The following is a 19,425-nucleotide window of genomic DNA, read 5'->3' as shown; positions in this document are numbered from 1 at the left end:
TGCTGGGGGAGTCGTCGGGCGGCGGGGGTGCTGGGAGGAGTCGTCCGGTGGCGGGCCCGGGGCGGTTTCCTGGGCGGTGGTCAGGGGGCATGCGCGCGTGGGCGCGTGGGCGGGCGGGCTCAGAAGGCGTGCCAGCGCACCGTCGTGTCCCCCTCCCGCAGGGAGGCGACCCGGCGCGCGAACTCGGCCCGCGCCGCCGCGTTGCCCGGCGCGTGCTGGGCCACCCACGCGCAGCCCGCGGTCTCCCGCGCGCCCCGCAGCGTCGCGTGGCCGGGCCACTCCCGGACGTCCCAGCCGTACTCCGCCACGAACTCGTCGTACGCCGCCGCGCCGAGCCCATAGCGGTCCCGGGACAGGTCCATCACCACCAGATCGTGCTCGCGCAGATCGTGGGAGAAGGTCTCCAGGTCCACCAGCACGGGCCCGTCCGGGCCGACGTGCACATTCCTCGGCAGCGCGTCGCCGTGGATCGGGCCGGGGGTGAGCCGCGGGGTCAGCTCCTCGACGGCGGTCGCGAAGTCGTCCCGGCGGGCGCGCAGATACGCCGCGTCCGCCGGGTCGATCGCGTCCCCGGCCACCCGCAGCCAGCGCTCGACCCCGCCCAGCAGATCGCGGCGCGGCAGCGGAAGCGGGCACAGATCGGGCGGTGGGTCGGGCAGCGCGTGCACCATCCGCAGCAGTTCCGCGAGGTCGCGCGGCCGGGCGGGCCGTACGGGCTCGGGCAACTGTCGCCAGTACGTGACGAGATGGCCCCCGAACGGCAGCGGCTGCTCGGAGCCGAAGCGCCGGTCGGGACGCACCGCGGGCAGCCCCTCCCGGGCGAGCCAGTCGGCGATCCTCAGCTCCCGGGCGGCCCGGTCCCACACCTGAAGATCGCGACTGATCCGGACCACCAGGGACAGGCTGTCGAGGGCGAAGACGGCGTTCTCGCCGAGGGCCAGCACCCGGGCCTCCGCCGTACCGGCCCGGTAGGGCGGCAGCGCGGCCGACAGCACCGCTCGCGCCCGCTCCTCCGTGAAGGCGAGATCCGCCACCGCCGCACCCTCCTGATCGTTCCGCTCCCAGTCTCGCATCAGGCGCGACGGGGGACCGGCGCGGTCTCCTCACCATGGCGGACTCGTCGTCCTCGGCACCTGACCGTGCCATCGACCGGGTCCCCCACGCAGACCGTTACCCCGCGGCAAAGGTTGCCCTCACCACGTCTTGTCCTTTGTCTTACGTGGTTCTTACCTTCAAGTGAACTCTTTTCGAACGCCAGGAAGACTGACCATGCCCCGAGACATACCGCCGCTCGCCGAGGTCCGCAGGATCACCGAGAAGAAGCGAGACGCGTGGTGGACCGTCATGCTCGTGGACCCGGTGGCCACACCGCTGGTCCGCTGGATCGCGAAGTACACCCGGGCCACCCCCAACCAACTGACCTGGGGCGCGTTCCTGGTGGGCCTCGGGTCCGCCGCCTGCTTCGCTCAGGGCGACTGGAGATGGCTGCTGCTCGGGGCCGTGCTCTACCACGTGAGCTTCATCTTCGACTGCATGGACGGCAAGCTCGCCCGGCTGACCGGCACCGGTTCGGTCTTCGGGGCCTGGCTCGACTTCGTCTTCGACCGGATCCGGGTGCTGGTCTGCTCGGTCGCCCTGATGGGCGGCCAGTACGCGCGCACGGACGACGTCCTGTATCTGTGGCTGGCGCTGGCCGTGGCCTCCCTGGACGCGCTGCGCTACATCGACTCTCTCGAGATCTTCAAGATCCGGCATGGGATGCGCAAGCAGATCAAGGCCCGGATGCGCGCGGCCCGCAAGGCGGAGAACCAGGCCGAGCTGGCGTTCATGGAGGACCTGCTGCGGGAGAACCCCGAGGCCGATCTGGAGACGGACCGCGACACGGTGGCCCCCCTGGAGCCGGTGGCCCCCCTGGAGCCGGCACCCGCCACATCCGCCATGGAGGCCACCCCGGCCACGTCGGTCACCCCGGCCGCGTCCTCCCTGGAGACCACCTCGGCCGCACCGGTCACCTCTGCCGCACCGGCCCTCTCGGCCACCCGCGCCCTGGACGGCGCGTCGGCGCCGTCCACCGCGGCCGCGACAGGGGCCGCCACTGACGCCCCGGCCCCGGCTCAGGCTCCGGCCCGCCGCCGCACCGCGGTCGTCGATCTGCACCAGGAGTTCCGGCGCCGCTTCCCCTGGTGGGTCCGGTGCCGGAACTTCCTGCTGCGCCACCGCATCCGGGCGCATCTCATCAGCGGTGTCGAGTTCCAGATGGGCGTGTTCATCATCGGCCCGGCCGTCGACGCGGTGGTGGCGACGACCGTCGTATCGGGCGTGCTGCTGCTCATCTTCGAACTGGCCATCATCTACAAGCTGCTGCTGTCCACCCGGGACTTCACCCGCACCATCAACTCCTTCGAGACGGCCGCCGCCCCGGTCAACTCCTGAGCCACGGCCCGTTCCGGTCGTCCACCGGCCTGCCGGTGCCGGTCGTCCGCGTCCGGCACCGGCGCGGTGACGCGACGGCGGTCACCCGGCCGGTGGCGCGTACCCCGTCGATCACCGTGCCGACCGCCTCGCGGCAGGCCGGGTCGTTCGCCGTGGGCCCGCCGTCCTTCGCCCTGGATCGGCACGGTTTCCCCTGCCGTTTCGTCAATGCCCGCCTCGTCGAGAATCTTCGAGACGCGCCCGGACTCGCCGGGAACCTGCGCGCTGTCCGCCACGTCCGCCACGTCCGCCACACCCGCCATCGAGCCGACGGCCAGGCGAGGTTGACCAGCGGCACCCGGCCCCCGGCCGCCGCCCACCGGTGACGGGCGCTCCAGCCGCCCGTGCGGGCGGCTGTCCCGCGCGGTTTCCCCAAGCGGTCTGTGTCCGCCACCGCATCCCCTGATCGCCCTGGTGGCAGCCCCTCTCCAGCACACCCGGAGAACGCTGGGCCGCGGGCGCTGGGCGACCCATCCCGCTCACCGGTGACGCCCGCGGTGGATGTCTCCGCCGACAGAGCGGTACCGGCCCTGCCTTCCCGATCCAGGCCCCGTGCGCGGGAAGAAGGTTGGCCCGGCGAGGGAACGCGAACGACGTTGCCTACGTCACACCTGGTCGGGGATCTTGAATTGACCCGTACTCATCAGTCAGGGTTTTTGTCAGAACCCGAGTGGCCCCAACACACTCCGGCTCTTCCGCACTTGAGGGATCGGCAGCCATCCGCGGTCCGGTGCGGACAACCCCCCACAACCGCACGAGGAGGAACCCTCGTCATGGCAGTTCACAAGCAGCGCAACGCGCGTCGACTCGGTCTGGCCGTGGCCGCCGCCACCGCCGTCACCGCCGGTGTTTTCGCGGCCGTTCCGGCCGGCGCCGCCACCACGCACCCCGCCGAGGGCACGGTGTACGGCACCCAGGCCGCGAACACCGTGGACGGCAGCTACATCGTCATGCTCAAGGGCGGCAAGAGCGTCAAGGCCGCCGAGAAGGGCAAGGACCTCGCCGAGACCTACGGCGGGAAGCTGCGCCGCACCTACCACTCCGCGATCAACGGCTTCTCGGCCAGCGGGCTGACCGAGACCGAGGCCAAGCGGCTGGCCGCCGACCCGTCGGTGGCCAAGGTGGTCCAGAACCACCGGTACACCATCAAGGGCACCCAGGAGAACCCGCCCTCGTGGGGCCTGGACCGGATCGACCAGGAAGACACCAAGGGCGACGACGCGTACAACTACCCCGACAGCGCGGGTGAGGGCGTCACCGCGTACGTCATCGACACCGGCGTGCGCACCAGCCACAAGGACTTCGAGGGCCGCGCCACCTCCGGCTTCGACGCGGTCGACAACGACGACGACGCCGACGACGGCAACGGCCACGGCACGCACGTGGCGGGCACCATCGCCGGGGCCGAGCACGGCGTGGCCAAGAAGGCCAACATCGTCGCGGTGCGGGTCCTGGACGACCAGGGCTCGGGCACCACCGAGCAGGTCGTCGCGGGCATCGACTGGGTCACCGGGCACCACGAGGGCCCGTCCGTCGCCAACATGAGCCTGGGCGGCAGCCCGGACGAGGCGCTCGACGCGGCCGTGCAGAAGGCCATCGACTCCGGTGTCACCTTCGCCGTCGCGGCGGGCAACGAGTCCAGCGACGCCGGCCAGAGCTCGCCCGCGCGGGTGGAGGACGCGATCACCGTCGCCTCCAGCACCGACCAGGACGAGCAGTCCGACTTCTCCAACTACGGCTCGGTCGTGGACATCTACGCCCCCGGCTCGGACATCACCTCCGACTGGAACACCGGCGACGACGCGACCAACACCATCTCCGGTACGTCGATGGCCACCCCGCACGTCGTGGGCGCCGCCGCCGTCTACCTCAGCGGCCACCAGGACGCGGCTCCGGCCGACGTGGCCAAGGCGCTGACGGACGGCGCGACCGCCGACAAGATCTCCAACCCGGGTGAGGGCACGCCCAACAAGCTGCTGCGGGTCGTGGAGTAAGTCCCCTACGGGTGAAGTGATCAGTCCCAGGGGCGCAGCCGGGCAGCGAGACCACCCGGCTGTGCCCCTGGGCGGTCGGGCCCGCTCTTCGTGTTCTACCCGGAGGGTCAGGCCCGGGCCTCAGCCTTCCAGCTCCTGGCGTACGGAGTCGAGATTCAGTTCGACGGTGAACTCTCCGGCGACGTCGACGGATGCCTTGCCGGTGATGGTGGCCGCCTCGCGGTAGGTGTCTCCGTCCAATTCGTGCACCACCACGCACAGGTCTGGTTCCATCTCGACCCGCCAATAGGCGGGCACCTTCGCTTGGGCGTAGAGCGCGGGCTTCAGGATGCGGTCGGCGGCCCGGTTGAACGGCGACACGATTTCACCCAGAAGCAGGGCCGCGTGGAGAGGCGCGGCCAGTGTGCCGCGTGGGACGGCGGCGCGGTCCACGACGGCGATGTCGGGAATGAACAGTCTGGCTTCCCCCGTCACGTTCACTGCTTCGCCTGAGCGGAACGGCGCGCCCGACCGGGCCAGGGCGGCCTTGATCTGACTGTGCAATGCGGAAGACACGGTCTGGTGGTCCCAGTCAGGAGCAGGGGACATCATGAGGACACCGTCCACGAGTTCGAAGCGGGCGCGTGCCGGATGCTCCGGGAGTGCAAGGACGTCCTCGACCGTCCAGGGGCCTTCGTGATCGTCGATTCGCGTCTCAGCGACGCTCATGATCGTCACCACCGCCTCCTCGTGTGTTCCTCGGCTCCAGCATGGCACGCAGCTCTGACGACTGCCGACGCTTCCACTCCGAGCCGCGAGGCAGCGGCCAGAAGGGTGAATATCACCCACAGGAGTGAGTCGAACACGGGGATGGCGAGGGTGCCCCGCTACGGCGCCACCTGGATCGTGCCGCCCACCGCACGTTCGCCCGTCGTGTCGGAGGTGACGTTGGCGATCCTGCCGTTCACGGCCATGGCGGTGGAGCCGCCGCCGTCCATGTTGTCGGAGGCTGCTGATAGAACATGTCGCACAGCTGTCGGACACGGAGCCTTGGGAGCCTCAGCCTTGTCGTACGTGCAACACGCCCGGAACTTCCACGGTTTACCGGTACTGACCGTTCCGCCGTACACCCCCGCCACGCTGCTGGCCGATGCCGCTTCCGTCGCATGGCGTCTTCAGTCCGGGCCGTACCCCACCGACGAGGACCCCGACGTCTGCTGGGAGCGCTTCACCGGCACGGTGGAGCTGGAGAAGGTGCGGGCGCTGGTCCTGGGCTACGGCATGGACAGCGTGACCCGGCTCACCGACCTGAGCTCCCGGCTGACCGGACTCGAAGCGGTCTTCCTCGGCGACATCGAGGACGAGGAGGAGATGATCTCCTCGATCGAGCAGTCCGACCTCACACCGCTGCTGGAGGCGTTCCCCGGGCTGCGGGAGCTCGTCGTCCGCGGCGGGGCCGGGCTGGAGTTCCCGGTGGCGGGGCACCCGGGGCTGCGGGCGCTGCGCATCGAGTCCGGCGGACTGCCCCCGCAGGTGGCGGAGAACGTCGCCGCCGCCGACCTGCCCTCACTCGAGCGGCTGGAGCTGTGGCTGGGCGACGACTGGTACGGGGGCGGCACCACCGTCGAGCAGCTCGCCCCGCTCCTCGCGGGTGAACGCAAGCCCGCGCTGCGCCACTTGGGGCTGCAGAACAGCCCCATCCAGGACGAGCTGGCCGCCGCGGTGGCCGCCGCGCCGGTCGTGCCGCGGCTCACCTCGCTGAGCCTGTCCATGGGCACGCTCTCGGACCAGGGCGCGGAGGCGCTGTTGCACGGGCAGCCGCTCACCCACCTCGCGGAGCTCGACCTTTCCCACCACTTCCTCAGCGAAGAGATGATGCTGCGGATATGGACGGCGCTGGAGCCCGCGGGGGTCCGGGTGAACCTGATCGGGAAGCAGGAGCGGGACGAGGAGGAGTGGGAGGACGACGACGAGGAGGACGGGGCGGACGGCCGTTACATCGCCGTGGCCGAATGACCCTCCGGCCCGGACCTCACCCCGCTCGTCCCTCGCACCCTCACCGCTCTGGAAAGGCCCACCATGTCGAACACCCCCGAATCCCAGGACCCGGAGGACCTCCGGTTCACCCGTCTCCGTCTGGGCCATCACACCTCCCAGCTGAGGCCCGGCGAGCGCGTGCCCTTCGGCCACGTGCTGTTCGCCGCGGCCACGGCGGGGTGCGCCCCGGCCGACGTCGTGTCGCGGCTGACCGCACTGGGCTACTCCGACGTCGAGCTTCCCGGTGTCCCGCTGCCCTCCACGGTGGCCCGGGAGGACGCCCTGCTGCTCAAGGCGGACACGTACAACCTCTCCTGGATGGGGCTGGACGAGCCCGTCTCGCTGCGGAACCTGGTCGCCGCCGCGGGGGAGCGGGGGCTCGGCCCCGCCGAGGCCGCCCGGCGGCTGACCGCCCTCGGCTATACGGTCCCGGCCGGCCGCCCGCTGCCCGAAACCCCGGACAGCCGGGACATCATGCTGATCCGCACCGACCCCCGGGGCAGTGCCGAGTTCCTGGACTGGGACGCGGAGGCGAGCCTCCGGCATGTGTTCCGCGTGGCCAGGGAGCTGCGGTGCGATCCGCACACCGTCGCCACCCGCCTGCTCGCCCTCGGCATCCGGCTGCCGTACACCCCGGAACCCGACGACGCGCTGATCCTCGCGCACCCCGGCGCGGCTCTCGGACACGTGGTCACCGTGGCGCGGGAGACCGGCCGCACTCCGGAGGACATCGTCGCCCGCCTGGCGGAGCTGGGCGCCGACCGCCCGAGCACCGTGCCGGACTCCCTGGACGCGGACGACCTGCGCCTGATCAGCGAGAACCTCGACGGCCGGCGCCCCTGGCTGAAGGTGAACACCGTCGTGGGGGTGCAACTGCGGCACATCCTGCGCGCGGCCCTCGCCACCGGCCGGACCCCCGCCGACATCGCCGCGCGCCTGGCCGAGCTGGGGCATTGGCTGCATGAGAACGCCAAGCTGCCCCAGGTCGCGGACCCGGAGGACATCAGGCTCCTGGAGACGGTCGACCGCTCGTTCCTGGACGGCGTCCACCTCGAGCACGTCCTGCGCAGCGCGAGCCTGACCGGGCGGAGCCCGGCCGATGTCGCGGCGCGGCTGACCGCGCTGGGCTACCGGCTGCCCGACGAGGTGGACTACCCGGAGGTGTGCGGCGCGGTGCGCGGGTGACACCCGTGCGGAAGGCTCTGCCGCTGCTCAACGACGGCGCTTCGGTCATCCTGAGCGGCTCCACCGGCGTGGAGGTGGGCGACGAGACGCTCGGCGGGTACGCGGCGACCGGCTGAACGAGATCTGAGTGTGCGCGACCGCGGCCGTCCGGCTGGTCTCCGCAATCGGCGGCCCCGGCAGGCGTCTGGGTACGGTCGGGGCAGGCCGCCCGGATCGGCTCTCAGGCCGTCAGCAGGGCCGGGGGCGCCGTGCGGGCCTCGTCGTAGCGGTCCAGCAGCAGGCGGGCCAGTTCCGGGGCGGGGCCCAGGACGGGGGCCAGGAAGTCCGCGCCCGCGGCCTCGGCGCCCCGCGCGATGCGGTCGGGGAGGCGGCCGGGGGCGATGACGTAGGGGGCCACGGCCACCCGGGCGGCGCCGTCCGCGCGCAGCGCGCGGACGGCGTCCTCGGTGCGGGGGAGGGAGGCGGAGGCGAACGCGGGTCGCACGGCGCACCATCCGGTGTGCCGCCACTCCCGCGCGATTTCAGCGATCACCGCGATCGCCTCCGGGTCGGTGGAGCCCGCCGCGGCCAGGACGACCCCGGTCGAGCGGCGGTCGGCGGGGCGCAGCCCCGCCTCGTACAGGCGGCGTTCCAGGGCGGCCACGAGCAGCGGGGACGGGCCCAGGACCGCGGCCTGGCGGACGGACAGCCGGGGGTGGCGGGCCGTGGCCTCGCGCAGCACCGCCGGGATGTCGGACTTCGCGTGGAAGGCGCGGGTCAGCAGCAGCGGGAGGGCGATCACCTCGGTGGCGTCCTCCGCGGCGAGGCGGGCCAGCACCCGCGGTACGCGTGGCGCGTTGAACTCCAGAAAGGCCGCCTCCGCCCGCAGCCCCGGCCGCAGCGACCGCACCCGCGCACGCAGCGCGTCGACGGTCGCCGCATGGCGCGGGTCGCGGCTGCCGTGGGCGATGATCAGCAGGGTCGGGGCGGACATGGTGGCGTTCTCCGGCTCTCCGTGGTGGTCCGTGGCTTTCCGGGTCAGCGGGCGCTCGCCAGCAGGCCGCGGCTGCGCAGCACCCGGCGCTCGATCGGCGCGAAGATCAGCAGCTCGATGGCGATGCCGACGACGAGGATCAGCAGGATGCCGAGCAGCACCCCCGCCATATCGGAGTTGTTGCGCTGGTTCTCCAGGTACTGGCCGAGCCCCAGGCCCAGGTCCGGGGACTTGGCGATGATCTCGGCGGCCATCAGGGAGCGCCAGGAGAACGCCCAGCCCTGCTTGAGCCCGGCGACGTAACCGGGCAGCGCGGCGGGCAGCAGGATGTGCCGGGCGCTGACCAGACCGCGGGCGCCGAGGGTGCGGCCGGCCCGCAGGAAGAGCGGGGGGACCTGGTCGATGCCGGCGACCAGCCCGTTGGCGATGGAGGGGACCGCGCCCAGCAGGATGACGGTGTACATCATCTGGTCGTTCAGGCCCAGCCAGATCACCGCGGGCGGCACCCAGGCGACCGAGGGCAGCGACTGCAACCCGGACAGGATCGGGCCGAGCCCGGCGCGGATGAACCTCACCCGGGCGACGACCAGACCCAGCGGGGTCGCGATCACCAGCGCGATGAGGAAGCCGAACAGGCCGCGCGAGACACTGGTCCAGATGATGTCCAGCAGTTCGCCCCGCAGCCACAGCTGACGCAGCGCGTCCCAGACGAGCCCCGGGTCGGGGAGCTTGTAGTCGTCGGTGACCTTCGCCAGGACCAGCACCTTCCACAGGGCCAGGACGACGGCGACGGCCACGATGGGCGGCAGCACCTTCTGGACCAGCACCTCGGCCGGTGAGACGCGCTTGGTCTGCACCGCGTCCAGGGCGTCCAGACCGGCCTCCAGGCCCGCCAGGTCCCCGGCGGTGGACTCGCCCTCGCCGGTGGGGGCCGCCGCTTGCTCCCGGACGGACTCGGTCCCGCCGTCGGTGTCCCGCTCGGCCGCGGCGCCGCGGGTGGTCTTAACTCTGGCCATGGCGGCGGATCTCCCCACGCAGTTCTTCGGTGATCTCGACGGACAGGTCGGCGACGGCCGCGTCCTCGATGCGGCGCGGCTGCGGAATGTCCACCGTCCACTGGCGGACGACCCGCCCCGGCCGCGAGGACAGCAGCACCACGCGCTCGGCCAGCCGGACGGCCTCGCGCACGTTGTGGGTCACGAACAGCACGGAGACGCCCGTCTCGCGCCAGATCCGGGTCAGCTCCTCGTGCAGCACATCGCGGGTGATGGCGTCGAGCGCGGCGAACGGCTCGTCCATCAGCAGCACGCTCGAGTCCTGCGCCAGCGCACGGGCCAGCGCCACCCGCTGCCGCATACCGCCGGACAGCTCGTGCACCCGCTTGCCGTAGGCGCCGCCGAGCCGCACCAGCTCCAGCAGCTGCTCGGCCCGCGGCCTGCGGTCGGCGCGCGGCACCCCGCGCAGCCGCAGCGCCAGCTCGATGTTCTTCCCCGCGGTCAGCCACGGGAACAGGGCGTGTTCCTGGAACATCAGGGCCGGCCGGCCGCCGGGCACCTCGATGGTCCCGGCGGACGGCTTGTCCAGGTCGGCGATCAGATTGAGCAGGGTCGACTTACCGCAGCCGGAGGCCCCCAGAAGGCAGACGAACTCCCCGGGCCGCACCGTGAGGTTGATGTCGTCGAGCACGGGCTGAGCGGCCCCGGGGCGGCCGAACGACTTGTGGACGTGGGCGATCGAGACGGACCCGGTGGAGCCGGAGGGGCCGGGCGAGCCCGCGGCCGCGGCGCCCGCCCGGTCGTCCTTCTCGGTGGTCAGTGCCGGGGACATCCGGTCACCTCCTGATGGATGCGTACATGCAGACGTGCGTACGTGTGCGTGGCGTGCGTACGGGACGGACGGTCGCTACTGCGTGCCCAGGCCCGCGGCGGAGACGGTCGGCCTGCCCTCGGCCTTGAGCACCTTGTTCAGCGGGGCCAGGTCGTAGATGCCGCCCAGGTCGGGCTTCTCCAGGAGCCCGGCCTTGACCGCGTGGTCCGCCTCGGTGTCCAGCGTGGAGGCCAGGGGGTCGTCGGTGACCTGGATGGACTTCCACGCCGGGTCGATCACCTCGGCGGGCAGCGGCTTTCCGGTCTCCTTCTTCAGGGCGGCGTTCGCCGCGGCCTTCGCCTGGTCGGGGTTGGCCTTGATCCAGGCGTTGGTCTTCACCGAGCCGCGCAGTACGGCCTCGACCACCTTGGGGTGTTCCTTGAGGAACGACTGCTTCACGATCACATTGGTGATCACGAACTTCTTGTCCGGCCACAGCGAGGACTCGTCCAGCAGCGTCCTGGCGCCCTCGGCGACCAGCTTGGACGCGGTCGGCTCGGGCACCCACGCGCCGTCGATGGCTCCGGACTTGTACGCGTCGGGGGTGACCTTGTTGTCGGTGCGGACCACCGACACATCGCCCTTGCCGCTCTGCGGGTCGACCTTCCAGCCCTTGCCCGCGACCCAGTTGAGGAACGCCACGTCCTGGGTGTTGCCCAGCTGCGGGGTGGCGATCTTCTTGCCCTTGACGTCGTCCAGCGTCTTGATCTTCTTGGGGTTGACCACGAGCTTGACGCCCCCGGAGGCCGACCCGGAAATGATCTTGAGGTTCTTGCCGTGCGACTTCACATAGCCGTTGATGGACGGCGAGGGGCCGATCCAGCCGATGTCGATGGAGCCCGAGTTGAGCGCCTCGATCTCCGACGGCCCGGCGTTGAAGACGAACGGCGAGACCTTCGTGCCCTTCAGCTCCTGCTGGATCTGGCCGCCCTTGCGCAGCCCCACCAGCGCGGTGGCATGGGTCAGATTGGCGAAGTAGCCGACCTTCACCTTGTCCAGGCCGTCGATCTTCTCACCGCCGGCCGCGGGCAGGGCCGAGGACCCCTGGTCGTCACCGTTCTTCTCCGAGCCGTAGCCGCAGGCGCCCAGCGCGCCCAGCAGCAGGGGGAAGGCGGCCGCCGCCGCCAGCAGCCGGGTGCGGCGGCGGGGGCGCTCGGCTGGTCGCGCGGGGAGGAGGCGCTGGGCAGACGACACGGGGTGTTCCTCTCGACGGGCCGGGACGGCGTCAGAGGGCGCCCGGCGGATCAGGTGGCTTTCGGTGGTGCGGGACAGCGGCGGACAACGGCGGACAACGGCGGCGATGTCAGCCCGCACATCGTCCGACCCCGCCCTGACCGCTGCCGAGCGCACCGCTGCCCACCCGGCCGCCTTCCTTGGCGAACGTCGAGAACACCTCACCGGCCATGGTCAGAAGTCCCATCCCTCGTCGTCCTCGGCGGCCTCGCCGCCCTTGGCCGATGCCGCGAAGGAGTCGCCCGCCATCCCGGCGGTCAGCGTGGTGCCGTCGGCCGGGTCGATGAGCAGGAAGGACCCGGTGCGCCGGGAGTCGTCGTAGGTGTCCAGCGCCAGCGGCTCGGACGTGCGGAGCACCACCCGGCCGATGTCATTGGCGGCCAGCTCGCCCGGCGCCGGGTGGTGCGACAGATCGGCCAGCGTCAGCCGGGACGGAATGTCCTTGACGATCGCCTTCACCGTGCGGGTGGTGTGCTTGAGCAGCACCCGGTCGCCCGCGCGCAGCGGACGGTCGTGCAGGTGGCAGACGGTGGCCTCGACGTCCTGGGTGGTCTGCGGGGCGTGGTCGCTCGGCACGATCAGGTCACCGCGCGAGATGTCCAGGTCGTCGGCGAGCGTGACGGTCACCGACTGCGGGGCCCAGGCCACGTCCACCAGCGCGCCCAGCGCGTCGATCCCGGTGATGGTGGACGTCCGGCCGGACGGCAGCACGCTGACGGCGTCGCCGACGCGCAGCACACCGGAGGCGATCTGGCCCGCGTAGCCGCGGAAGTCGGGGTGTTCGGCGGTCTGCGGACGGATCACGTACTGCACCGGGAAACGCGCCGGGTCCTGGGACGGGTCGGTGCCCACCGGCACGGACTCCAGGTGCTCCAGCACGGTCGGGCCGCCGTACCAGTCCATGTTCGCCGACGGGGTCACCACGTTGTCCCCGGCGAGCGCCGAGATCGGGATGGCGACGATCTCGGGGACCCCCAGCGAGGCCGCGTAGGCCGTGAACTCCTCGGCGATGGCGGCGAAGACCGGCTCCGCGTAGTCCACCAGGTCCATCTTGTTGACGGCGAGGACCACGTGCGGGACCCGCAGCAGGGCGGCGACCGCGGCGTGCCGCCGGGTCTGCTCCACCACGCCGTTGCGCGCGTCCACCAGGACCACCGCGAGTTCGGCGGTGGAGGCGCCGGTGACCATGTTGCGGGTGTACTGCACATGGCCGGGGGTGTCGGCGAGGATGAACCGCCGCTTGGGGGTGGCGAAGTAGCGGTACGCGACGTCGATGGTGATGCCCTGCTCGCGCTCCGCGCGCAGCCCGTCCGTCAGCAGTGCCAGGTCCGGGGCCTCCTGGCCGCGGCTGCGCGAGGCGTGTTCCACGGCCTCCAGCTGGTCGGCCAGCACCGACTTGGAGTCGTGCAGCAGCCGCCCGACCAGGGTGGACTTCCCGTCGTCCACCGATCCCGCGGTGGCGAAACGCAGCTGCGAGGTGGCGGCGGACCGCTCGACGGCGGCCGCGGCGGCCTGCTCCCCGGACGTCAGATTGCTCGTCATGGTTAGAAGTACCCCTCGCGCTTGCGGTCCTCCATCGCGGCCTCCGACAGCTTGTCGTCGGCGCGGGTCGCGCCCCGCTCGGTCAGCCGGGAGGCGGCTATCTCGTCGATGACCTGCTCGATGGTCACCGCGTCCGACTCCACCGCACCGGTGCAGGACATGTCGCCCACGGTGCGGTAGCGCACCATGCGCCGCTCCACCGTCTCGCCGTCCTTCGGACCGCCCCACTCACCGGGCGCCAGCCACATGCCACCGCGCCGGAAGACCTCGCGCTCATGTGCGTAGTAGATCCGCGGGAGGTCGATCTTCTCCCGGGCGATGTACTGCCACACGTCCAGCTCGGTCCAGTTGGAGAGCGGGAAGACCCGCACGTGCTCACCGGGGGAGTGGCGGCCGTTGTAGAGCTGCCACAGTTCGGGGCGCTGCCGGCGCGGGTCCCAGCCGCCGAACTCGTCCCGCAGCGAGAACACCCGCTCCTTGGCGCGGGCCTTCTCCTCGTCCCGCCGGCCGCCGCCGAACACCGCGTCGAAGCGGTTCCGCTCGATGGCGTCCAGCAGCGGCACGGTCTGCAGCGGGTTACGGGTGCCGTCCGGGCGCTCCCGCAGCCGGCCGTTGTCGATGAACTCCTGCACCGAGGCCACGTGCAGCCGCAGTCCGTGCCGGGCGACCGTGTCGTCCCGGTAGGCGATGACCTCGGGGAAGTTGTGGCCGGTGTCCACGTGCAGCAGCGAGAACGGCACCGCCGCCGGGGCGAACGCCTTGAGCGCGAGGTGCAGCATGACGATGGAGTCCTTGCCGCCGGAGAACAGGATCACCGGCCGCTCGAACTCGCCCGCCACCTCCCGGAAGATGTGCACCGCCTCGGACTCCAACGCGTCCAAGTGCGCGAGCGCGTACAGGCCCGCGCCCTCGTCCGCGTCGATCGCCGTCACGGTCGTCATGCCGCGCCCCTTTCGTTCGCTCGGCTGCGGTAGTAGCTTTCCGTCGCATCGGCGGCTCTGCCGTGGGCACTGCCGGGCGCCGGGCGCCCGGGTGCGGGGAACGCCCGAGCACGGGTCACAGCAGCCCCCTTTCACTCAACAGCAACCGCACCTCGGCCGCCGACTCCTGCACCCCGTTCTTGTGGGTTTCGATGCGCAGATCCGGGTCGGCAGGGGCCTCGTAGGGGTCGTCCACACCGGTCAGCCCCGAAATCTCCCCCGCGGCCTGCTTCGCGTACAACCCCTTCACATCCCGCTTGGAACACACCTCCACGGGCGTCGCGACATGCACCTCCAGATAGGGGGTGCCCTCCCGCTGGTGGCGCTTGCGCACCGCCTCGCGGCTGTCCGCGTACGGGGCGATGACCGGGACCAGCACCGTGACGCCGTGTGAGGCCAGCAGCTCGGCGACGAAGCCGATCCGCTGGACGTTGGTGTCCCGGTCCTCGCGGGAGAAACCGAGCCCCGAGGAGAGGAACTCGCGGATCTCGTCCCCGTCGAGCACCTCCACCCGGTGGCCCTCGCCGCGCAGCCGCTCGGCCAGCGCATAGGCGATCGTGGTCTTTCCCGCGCTCGGCAGACCGGTCAGCCACACCGTGGCACCGGTGGTCGTGGGGGTGCTCATCTCGTTCTCCTGGTCGACAGCCATCAGCCGTGCAGTCCGCACTCGGTCTTGCTGCTTCCCGCCCAGCGGCCGGACCGTATGTCCTCGCCCTCCAGTACCCGGCGGGTGCAGGGCGCGCAGCCTATCGACGGATAGCCGTCCATCAGCAGGGGGTTGGTCAGCACACCGTGCTCGGCGATATAGGCGTCGACATCCGCTTGAGTCCAGCGGGCGATCGGCGAGATCTTCACCTTACGTCGCCGGGCGTCCCAGCCAACGACCGGGGTGGCGGCGCGGGTTGGGGACTCGTCCCGGCGCAGTCCCGTCGCCCAGGCGTCATATTCCCGCAACCCCTCCTCCAGCGGCCGGACCTTGCGCAGCGCGCAGCACAGGTCGGGGTCGCGGTCGTGCAGCCGGGGGCCGTACTCGGCGTCCTGCTCGGCGACCGTCTGACGGGGCGTCAGCGTGATGACGTTGACGTCCATCACGGCGGCCACCGCGTCGCGGGTGCCGATGGTCTCGGGGAAGTGGTAGCCGGTGTCGAGGAAGACCACATCGACCCCGGGGAAGGCGCGCGAGGCGAGGTGCGCCACCACCGCGTCCTCCATCGAGGAGGTGACACAGAACCGCGATCCGAAGGTGTCCGCCGCCCAGCGCAGGATCTCCAGCGCCGGGGCGTCCTCGAGGTCGCGGCCCGCCCGCTCGGCGAGCCCCTCGAGATCGGTGTCCTCAAGCCGTGTCATATCGCCGTGCCCCCTTCATCGACCGGGTCGTGCCGCAGGCCCTTGGCCAGCAGCCCGAGGAACGACAGGCGGAACGCGCGGTTGCAGGACGCGCATTCCCATGCGCCATGGCCCTCCGGTGAGGGACGCAGGTCCTCGTCCCCGCAGTAGGGGCAGTAGAACGGCGCGGCCCGCTCACTCATCGCGCCGCCCCCGCTCGGCACCGGCGCGCTCACTCATCTGAGAGCCTCCTCACCGGCTCGGCTCGCCCACGTGGCGAAGCGCTCGCCCTCCTCGCGCTCCGCCAGGAAGCGGCGCAGCAACCGCTCCACGTAGTCCGGGAGTTCGGCGGCGGTGACCTTCAGGCCGCGCACCTTGCGGCCGAAGCCGGGCTCCAGGCCCAGGGCGCCGCCCAGGTGCACCTGGTAGCCCTCGACCTGCTCGCCGTCCGCGCCCATGACCAGCTGGCCCTTGAGACCGATGTCCGCCACCTGGATACGGGCACAGGCGTTCGGGCAGCCGTTGAGGTTGATGCTGATCGGCTCGTCGAACTCGGGCAGCCGGCGCTCCAGTTCGTCGATGAGCCAGGAGCCGCGCGCCTTGGTCTCGACGATCGCCAGCTTGCAGAACTCGATACCGGTGCAGGCCATCATGGAGCGCCGGAACGGGGACGGCTTGACCTGGAGGTCCAGCGCCTCCAGCCCGGCGACCAGCGACTCCACCTGGTCCTCGGCCACGTCGAGGACGATCATCTTCTGTTCGACGGTGGTGGTCAGCCGCCCGGAGCCATGTGCCTCGGCCAGCTCGGCGATCTTGGTGAGGGTCGTCCCGTCCACCCGGCCGACGCGCGGCGCGAAACCCACGTAGTAGCGGCCGTCCCGCTGGCGGTGGACGCCCACGTGGTCACGCCACCGCTGGACCGGCTGCTCGGGCGCGGGACCGTCGATCAGCGGGCGCCCCAGGTACTCGTCCTCCAGCACCTGGCGGAACTTCGCCGGGCCCCAGTCGGCGACCAGGAACTTCAAGCGGGCGCGGTTGCGCAGCCGCCGGTAGCCGTAGTCGCGGAAGATGGCGGTGACCCCGGCCCAGACGTCCGGGACCTCCTCCAGCGGGACCCAGGCGCCGAGCCGGACGCCGATCTTGGGGTTGGTGGACAGGCCGCCGCCGACCCACAGGTCGAAACCGGGGCCGTGCTCGGGGTGGCGGACACCGACGAACGCGATGTCGTTGATCTCGTGCACCACGTCGAGCACGGGGGAGCCGGAGACCGCGGTCTTGAACTTGCGCGGCAGGTTGGAGAACTCCTTGCTGCCGATGTAGCGGCGGTGGATCTCCTCGATCGCGGGGGTGCCGTCGATGATCTCGTCCTCGGCGATCCCGGCGACCGGTGACCCGATGATCACGCGGGGGGTGTCACCGCACGCCTCCGTGGTGGAAAGGCCGACGGCCTCGAGGCGGCGCCAGATCTCGGGCACGTCCTCGATCCGGATCCAGTGGTACTGGATGTTCTGCCGGTCGGTGATGTCCGCGGTGCCGCGGGCGAACTCCTGGGAGATCTCGCCGATGACCCGCAGCTGCTCGGTGGTCAGCCGGCCGCCGTCCACCCGGACCCGCATCATGAAGTACTCGTCGTCCAGCTCCTCCGGCTCCAGGATCGCGGTCTTGCCGCCGTCGATCCCGGGCTTGCGTTGGGTGTAAAGACCCCACCAGCGCATCCGGCCGCGCAGATCGGCGCCGTCGATGGAGTCGAAGCCGCGCTGGGCGTAGATCGTCTCAATGCGTGTCCGCACATTGAGACCGTCGTCGTCCTTCTTGGTCTGCTCATTGCCGTTGAGGGGGGTGAAGTGCCCCGCGGCCCACTGGCCTTCGCCGCGGTGGCGTCCGGCCTTGCGGCGGGGCGTTGCGCTTGCGCGTTCCGGGGTGGCAGCCATGGCGGTGTATGTCCTTCTGGGCGGCTCTGATGCGGCGGATGGTGCTCGCGCGCACCCTTTTTGACCTGCGCGTGGGCAGGCGGACAGGAGGTACGGCGATAACCGGTAACAGCCGGCGGTGACCGGCGGTGACCGGTGCGAGGTGCTGGCGGGGAAGTGTCGAGGCGTGCGCGCTCGCCCACGTCGTCGGGGGCGGAGGGAGATGCGGTGGTCTGCGGTGGTGCTGCCCGGGGCCTCGGGGCCCTGTGCGAGGTGCGGGTCAGCCCGCCGGACAGATCGCGCTGGACATGCGTCCGAGGTCGACGTGGCGTCGACTCACCAAGGCGATTCCAGCTCGAGACATGACGGAAGCGTCGCATGGTGGTCTCTGGCGAGTCCACCTTTATCCATTATCCGGACTGTTCCGTCTCGAATACCAAGACATTGTGGTGTCGGTCACTCGGTCACTTCTCGTTCGACGTCCTGACGTCGAAGATCCGGAAGCCCCGGCGGCGGTAGTTGTCCAGGGCGTACGGCCCGTCCTTGCTGCAGGTGTGCACCCACACCCGCTTGGTCGGTGCGCGGTCCGGCCACCGTTCGGCCATGTCCCAGGCGCGGGCGGTGCCCCAGGTCAGCAGATGCCCGCCGATGCGGCGGCCCCGGAACGGCGGGATCAGCCCGAAGTAGGCGATCTCCACCACGCCCTCGTCCTGCCCCTCCAGCTCGATGTACCCGGCCGGGGTGCCGCGCTCGTACGCCACCCAGGTCTCCACCCCGGGCCGGTGCAGATACTCCTCCCACGCCTGACGCGACCACACCAGCCGATCGGTCCACGCCACGTCGGAGCCCACCGCCGTGTAGAGGAAGTGGCTGAACTCGGGGCTCGGCACCCCGGCCCGGACGATCCGCACCTCCGCCGCGGCGGGCGGCTCCGCCGCCGGGCCGAGGTCCGAGGGAGCGGTCTGCTCCAGGTACCAGGTGGTCACGGTGATGCTCATGGTGGACAGACAACCATGGACGCGTTGACTCGCCATTGACGGGTATCGCTCAAGGGGGATCGCTCAAGGGGCCGGCTCGACGGGTATCGCTCCACGGGGCCGGCTCGACGGGTATCGCGCCACGCGATGGCTGGACGGGTGCCGCTCGAACGGGTATCGCTCCATGGGGATCGCTCACACGGGGAGGGCGTGGTCGGGGTGTCCGGGGCGGGGGACGTGGCGGAGTTCGCCGAGCCGTTGCGCGAGTTCAAGGGGAAGGCGGACCGCAGTCACGCGGCGCTTGCGGCCCGCGGCGGGGTGAGCGGCTCGGCGTCGCACCGCTACTGCTCGGGGATGAGTGTGCCCGGCGACTACGAGGTGATCGCACGGTTCGGCAAGGCGTGCGGGGCCAGCGGCGAGGAACTGCTCGAACCGCACCGGCGCTGGGTTCTGGCCGACGCCGAGCGCAAACGGGCCGTCTCCCGCGCCCCGGCCGCCGTATCCGCCGCCCGAACCGGGGCCACCGCCGCCTCAGCGGTCCCTGCCGCACCCGCTGTCTCAGATGGTGAGACGGGGAGTGGGCTGCTCCGAGCTGCTCCGATCCCGCTGTCCCCATTTTCCCCGGTGGCCGCCCATCCGCCCCCCAGGGCTGGGATCGTGCCGCCGCCGTCCTCGACGGTCCACGGATCCGCAGACGTATCCGCAGACGTATCCGCAGACGAAGGAGACGAAGACGACCATGACTATGACCCGCATCCGGACCAGACTCGGCGCGCTGCTCGGCGGCGCGGTCCTCGCGACCACCGGCGTTCTCACCGCGCAGAGCGCGGTGGCCGCCCCCAGCGTTCCCCCGGCCGCCGACGCCCCCTCCGCCGTGGCGGTGACCAAGCTCAGCCACTCCGACGCGGCGAACCGGCTGCGCGCCGCCGGGGTCTCCTGGACCTCTAGCGG

The 19,425-nt window shown here is 71.5% G+C and carries 20 protein-coding genes and 3 pseudogenes; 8 read left to right on the top strand and 15 right to left on the bottom strand.

The features are described 5' to 3' along the window. Positions 1-119 precede the first annotated feature (119 nt). Complete coding sequence (locus tag AXW62_RS33945) at positions 120-1,073, bottom strand: aminoglycoside phosphotransferase family protein (RefSeq protein WP_060947849.1); 954 nt, start codon at positions 1,071-1,073, stop codon at positions 120-122. Between the two features lie 196 nt (positions 1,074-1,269). Here AXW62_RS33945 and AXW62_RS41865 point away from each other — a divergent pair, with 196 nt between their 5' ends. The 3 genes from AXW62_RS41865 to AXW62_RS33930 all read left to right on the top strand — a co-directional run bounded on the left by AXW62_RS41865 (position 1,270) and on the right by AXW62_RS33930 (position 4,466). Further along, positions 1,270-2,433: a CDP-alcohol phosphatidyltransferase family protein gene (locus AXW62_RS41865; RefSeq protein ID WP_060947848.1), complete on the top strand. Its 1,164-nt coding sequence runs from the start codon at positions 1,270-1,272 to the stop codon at positions 2,431-2,433. Between the two features lie 35 nt (positions 2,434-2,468). Further along, positions 2,469-2,798 carry a hypothetical protein gene (locus AXW62_RS44215; RefSeq protein WP_060947847.1) on the top strand — a complete coding sequence of 110 codons (330 nt, stop codon included), beginning with the start codon at positions 2,469-2,471 and terminating at the stop codon, positions 2,796-2,798. A gap of 447 nt (positions 2,799-3,245) precedes the next feature. Further along, positions 3,246-4,466, top strand: a complete 1,221-nt coding sequence (locus tag AXW62_RS33930; protein ID WP_060947846.1) for a S8 family peptidase — start codon at positions 3,246-3,248, stop codon at positions 4,464-4,466. 120 nt (positions 4,467-4,586) lie between these two features. On the opposite strand, the gene AXW62_RS33925 is transcribed toward AXW62_RS33930, so the two are convergent. Continuing rightward, positions 4,587-5,174, bottom strand: a complete 588-nt coding sequence (locus AXW62_RS33925) for a Uma2 family endonuclease (protein ID WP_063817712.1) — start codon at positions 5,172-5,174, stop codon at positions 4,587-4,589. Between the two features lie 158 nt (positions 5,175-5,332). Continuing rightward, on the bottom strand, positions 5,333-5,443 hold the full coding sequence (locus AXW62_RS43445) for a phosphodiester glycosidase family protein (RefSeq protein WP_107308585.1): 111 nt from the start codon (positions 5,441-5,443) through the stop codon (positions 5,333-5,335). A 76-nt stretch (positions 5,444-5,519) separates the two neighbouring features. Between AXW62_RS43445 and AXW62_RS33920 the strand changes: the two genes are divergently transcribed. From AXW62_RS33920 to AXW62_RS47300, 3 genes and pseudogenes are all read left to right on the top strand, one after another. Then, entirely contained in the window at positions 5,520-6,461 is a 942-nt protein-coding gene (locus AXW62_RS33920; protein WP_252368834.1) for an STM4015 family protein, read from the top strand. Positions 6,462-6,524: 63 nt separating this feature from the next. Beyond that, positions 6,525-7,667 carry a wHTH domain-containing protein gene (locus tag AXW62_RS33915; RefSeq protein ID WP_060947843.1) on the top strand — a complete coding sequence of 381 codons (1,143 nt, stop codon included), beginning with the start codon at positions 6,525-6,527 and terminating at the stop codon, positions 7,665-7,667. A 5-nt stretch (positions 7,668-7,672) separates the two neighbouring features. After that, positions 7,673-7,777 (top strand): annotated as a pseudogene (locus AXW62_RS47300) (short-chain dehydrogenase); the annotation flags it as partial. A 110-nt stretch (positions 7,778-7,887) separates the two neighbouring features. Here the strand turns inward: AXW62_RS47300 and AXW62_RS33910 are convergent. The 12 genes from AXW62_RS33910 to AXW62_RS33860 form a co-directional block, all read right to left on the bottom strand. Further along, positions 7,888-8,640, bottom strand: a complete 753-nt coding sequence (locus AXW62_RS33910) for a sirohydrochlorin chelatase (RefSeq protein ID WP_060947842.1) — start codon at positions 8,638-8,640, stop codon at positions 7,888-7,890. A 44-nt stretch (positions 8,641-8,684) separates the two neighbouring features. Then, complete coding sequence (locus tag AXW62_RS33905; protein WP_079115922.1) at positions 8,685-9,656, bottom strand: ABC transporter permease; 972 nt, start codon at positions 9,654-9,656, stop codon at positions 8,685-8,687. Next, positions 9,643-10,467, bottom strand: coding sequence for an ABC transporter ATP-binding protein (locus tag AXW62_RS33900; protein WP_060947841.1), 825 nt, complete (start codon positions 10,465-10,467; stop codon positions 9,643-9,645). The genes AXW62_RS33905 and AXW62_RS33900 overlap by 14 nt, the downstream gene beginning before the upstream one ends. Before the next feature lie 75 nt (positions 10,468-10,542). Next, the gene (locus AXW62_RS33895; protein WP_060947840.1) at positions 10,543-11,700 is read right to left on the bottom strand and encodes an ABC transporter substrate-binding protein; all 1,158 of its coding nucleotides are present in this window, start codon (positions 11,698-11,700) and stop codon (positions 10,543-10,545) included. 213 nt (positions 11,701-11,913) lie between these two features. Continuing rightward, positions 11,914-13,281: a sulfate adenylyltransferase subunit 1 gene (locus tag AXW62_RS33890; RefSeq protein ID WP_060947839.1), complete on the bottom strand. Its 1,368-nt coding sequence runs from the start codon at positions 13,279-13,281 to the stop codon at positions 11,914-11,916. A gap of 2 nt (positions 13,282-13,283) precedes the next feature. Then, on the bottom strand, positions 13,284-14,222 hold the full coding sequence (gene cysD, locus AXW62_RS33885) for a sulfate adenylyltransferase subunit CysD (RefSeq protein WP_030834639.1): 939 nt from the start codon (positions 14,220-14,222) through the stop codon (positions 13,284-13,286). A gap of 115 nt (positions 14,223-14,337) precedes the next feature. Beyond that, a complete protein-coding gene (gene cysC / locus AXW62_RS33880) occupies positions 14,338-14,910 on the bottom strand; it encodes an adenylyl-sulfate kinase (protein ID WP_030834637.1) in 573 nt (190 codons plus the stop codon). Further along, positions 14,910-15,608, bottom strand: coding sequence for a phosphoadenylyl-sulfate reductase (locus AXW62_RS33875; protein WP_030834636.1), 699 nt, complete (start codon positions 15,606-15,608; stop codon positions 14,910-14,912). Before AXW62_RS33875 ends, cysC begins: the two co-directional genes overlap by 1 nt. Then, positions 15,605-15,790, bottom strand: coding sequence for a hypothetical protein (locus tag AXW62_RS33870; protein ID WP_030834635.1), 186 nt, complete (start codon positions 15,788-15,790; stop codon positions 15,605-15,607). The genes AXW62_RS33875 and AXW62_RS33870 overlap by 4 nt, the downstream gene beginning before the upstream one ends. Before the next feature lie 33 nt (positions 15,791-15,823). Then, entirely contained in the window at positions 15,824-17,518 is a 1,695-nt protein-coding gene (locus AXW62_RS33865) for a nitrite/sulfite reductase (protein WP_060947838.1), read from the bottom strand. Between the two features lie 259 nt (positions 17,519-17,777). Further along, positions 17,778-17,861 carry a putative leader peptide gene (locus AXW62_RS47295; RefSeq protein ID WP_309471194.1) on the bottom strand — a complete coding sequence of 28 codons (84 nt, stop codon included), beginning with the start codon at positions 17,859-17,861 and terminating at the stop codon, positions 17,778-17,780. Positions 17,862-17,961: 100 nt separating this feature from the next. After that, positions 17,962-18,495: a GNAT family N-acetyltransferase gene (locus AXW62_RS33860; RefSeq protein ID WP_060947837.1), complete on the bottom strand. Its 534-nt coding sequence runs from the start codon at positions 18,493-18,495 to the stop codon at positions 17,962-17,964. Between the two features lie 126 nt (positions 18,496-18,621). Here AXW62_RS33860 and AXW62_RS47290 point away from each other — a divergent pair. Both AXW62_RS47290 and AXW62_RS33855 read left to right on the top strand, forming a co-directional pair. Next, positions 18,622-18,888: pseudogene (locus tag AXW62_RS47290) on the top strand (helix-turn-helix domain-containing protein); the annotation flags it as partial. A gap of 325 nt (positions 18,889-19,213) precedes the next feature. Next, positions 19,214-19,425 (top strand): annotated as a pseudogene (locus tag AXW62_RS33855) (hypothetical protein); the annotation flags it as partial.

This window comes from Streptomyces hygroscopicus subsp. hygroscopicus (assembly GCF_001553455.1).
Classification (GTDB): Bacteria; Actinomycetota; Actinomycetes; order Streptomycetales; family Streptomycetaceae; genus Streptomyces; species Streptomyces hygroscopicus.
Note: the sequence above shows the minus strand (reverse complement) of the source record. Positions and strands in the feature narration are given on the sequence as shown.

Coding starts and splice junctions, on each gene's coding strand:
- AXW62_RS33945 (WP_060947849.1), bottom strand. CDS start 1,073: ATGCGAGACTGGGAGCGGAACGATCAGGAGGGTGCGGCGGTGGCGGAT.
- AXW62_RS41865 (WP_060947848.1), top strand. CDS start 1,270: ATGCCCCGAGACATACCGCCGCTCGCCGAGGTCCGCAGGATCACCGAG.
- AXW62_RS33930 (WP_060947846.1), top strand. CDS start 3,246: ATGGCAGTTCACAAGCAGCGCAACGCGCGTCGACTCGGTCTGGCCGTG.
- AXW62_RS33925 (WP_063817712.1), bottom strand. CDS start 5,174: ATGAGCGTCGCTGAGACGCGAATCGACGATCACGAAGGCCCCTGGACG.
- AXW62_RS43445 (WP_107308585.1), bottom strand. CDS start 5,443: ATGGACGGCGGCGGCTCCACCGCCATGGCCGTGAACGGCAGGATCGCC.
- AXW62_RS33915 (WP_060947843.1), top strand. CDS start 6,525: ATGTCGAACACCCCCGAATCCCAGGACCCGGAGGACCTCCGGTTCACC.
- AXW62_RS33910 (WP_060947842.1), bottom strand. CDS start 8,640: ATGTCCGCCCCGACCCTGCTGATCATCGCCCACGGCAGCCGCGACCCG.
- AXW62_RS33905 (WP_079115922.1), bottom strand. CDS start 9,656: ATGGCCAGAGTTAAGACCACCCGCGGCGCCGCGGCCGAGCGGGACACC.
- AXW62_RS33900 (WP_060947841.1), bottom strand. CDS start 10,467: ATGTCCCCGGCACTGACCACCGAGAAGGACGACCGGGCGGGCGCCGCG.
- AXW62_RS33890 (WP_060947839.1), bottom strand. CDS start 13,281: ATGACGAGCAATCTGACGTCCGGGGAGCAGGCCGCCGCGGCCGCCGTC.
- cysD (WP_030834639.1), bottom strand. CDS start 14,222: ATGACGACCGTGACGGCGATCGACGCGGACGAGGGCGCGGGCCTGTAC.
- cysC (WP_030834637.1), bottom strand. CDS start 14,910: ATGGCTGTCGACCAGGAGAACGAGATGAGCACCCCCACGACCACCGGT.
- AXW62_RS33875 (WP_030834636.1), bottom strand. CDS start 15,608: ATGACACGGCTTGAGGACACCGATCTCGAGGGGCTCGCCGAGCGGGCG.
- AXW62_RS33870 (WP_030834635.1), bottom strand. CDS start 15,790: ATGAGTGAGCGGGCCGCGCCGTTCTACTGCCCCTACTGCGGGGACGAG.
- AXW62_RS33865 (WP_060947838.1), bottom strand. CDS start 17,518: ATGGCTGCCACCCCGGAACGCGCAAGCGCAACGCCCCGCCGCAAGGCC.
- AXW62_RS47295 (WP_309471194.1), bottom strand. CDS start 17,861: ATGTCTCGAGCTGGAATCGCCTTGGTGAGTCGACGCCACGTCGACCTC.
- AXW62_RS33860 (WP_060947837.1), bottom strand. CDS start 18,495: ATGAGCATCACCGTGACCACCTGGTACCTGGAGCAGACCGCTCCCTCG.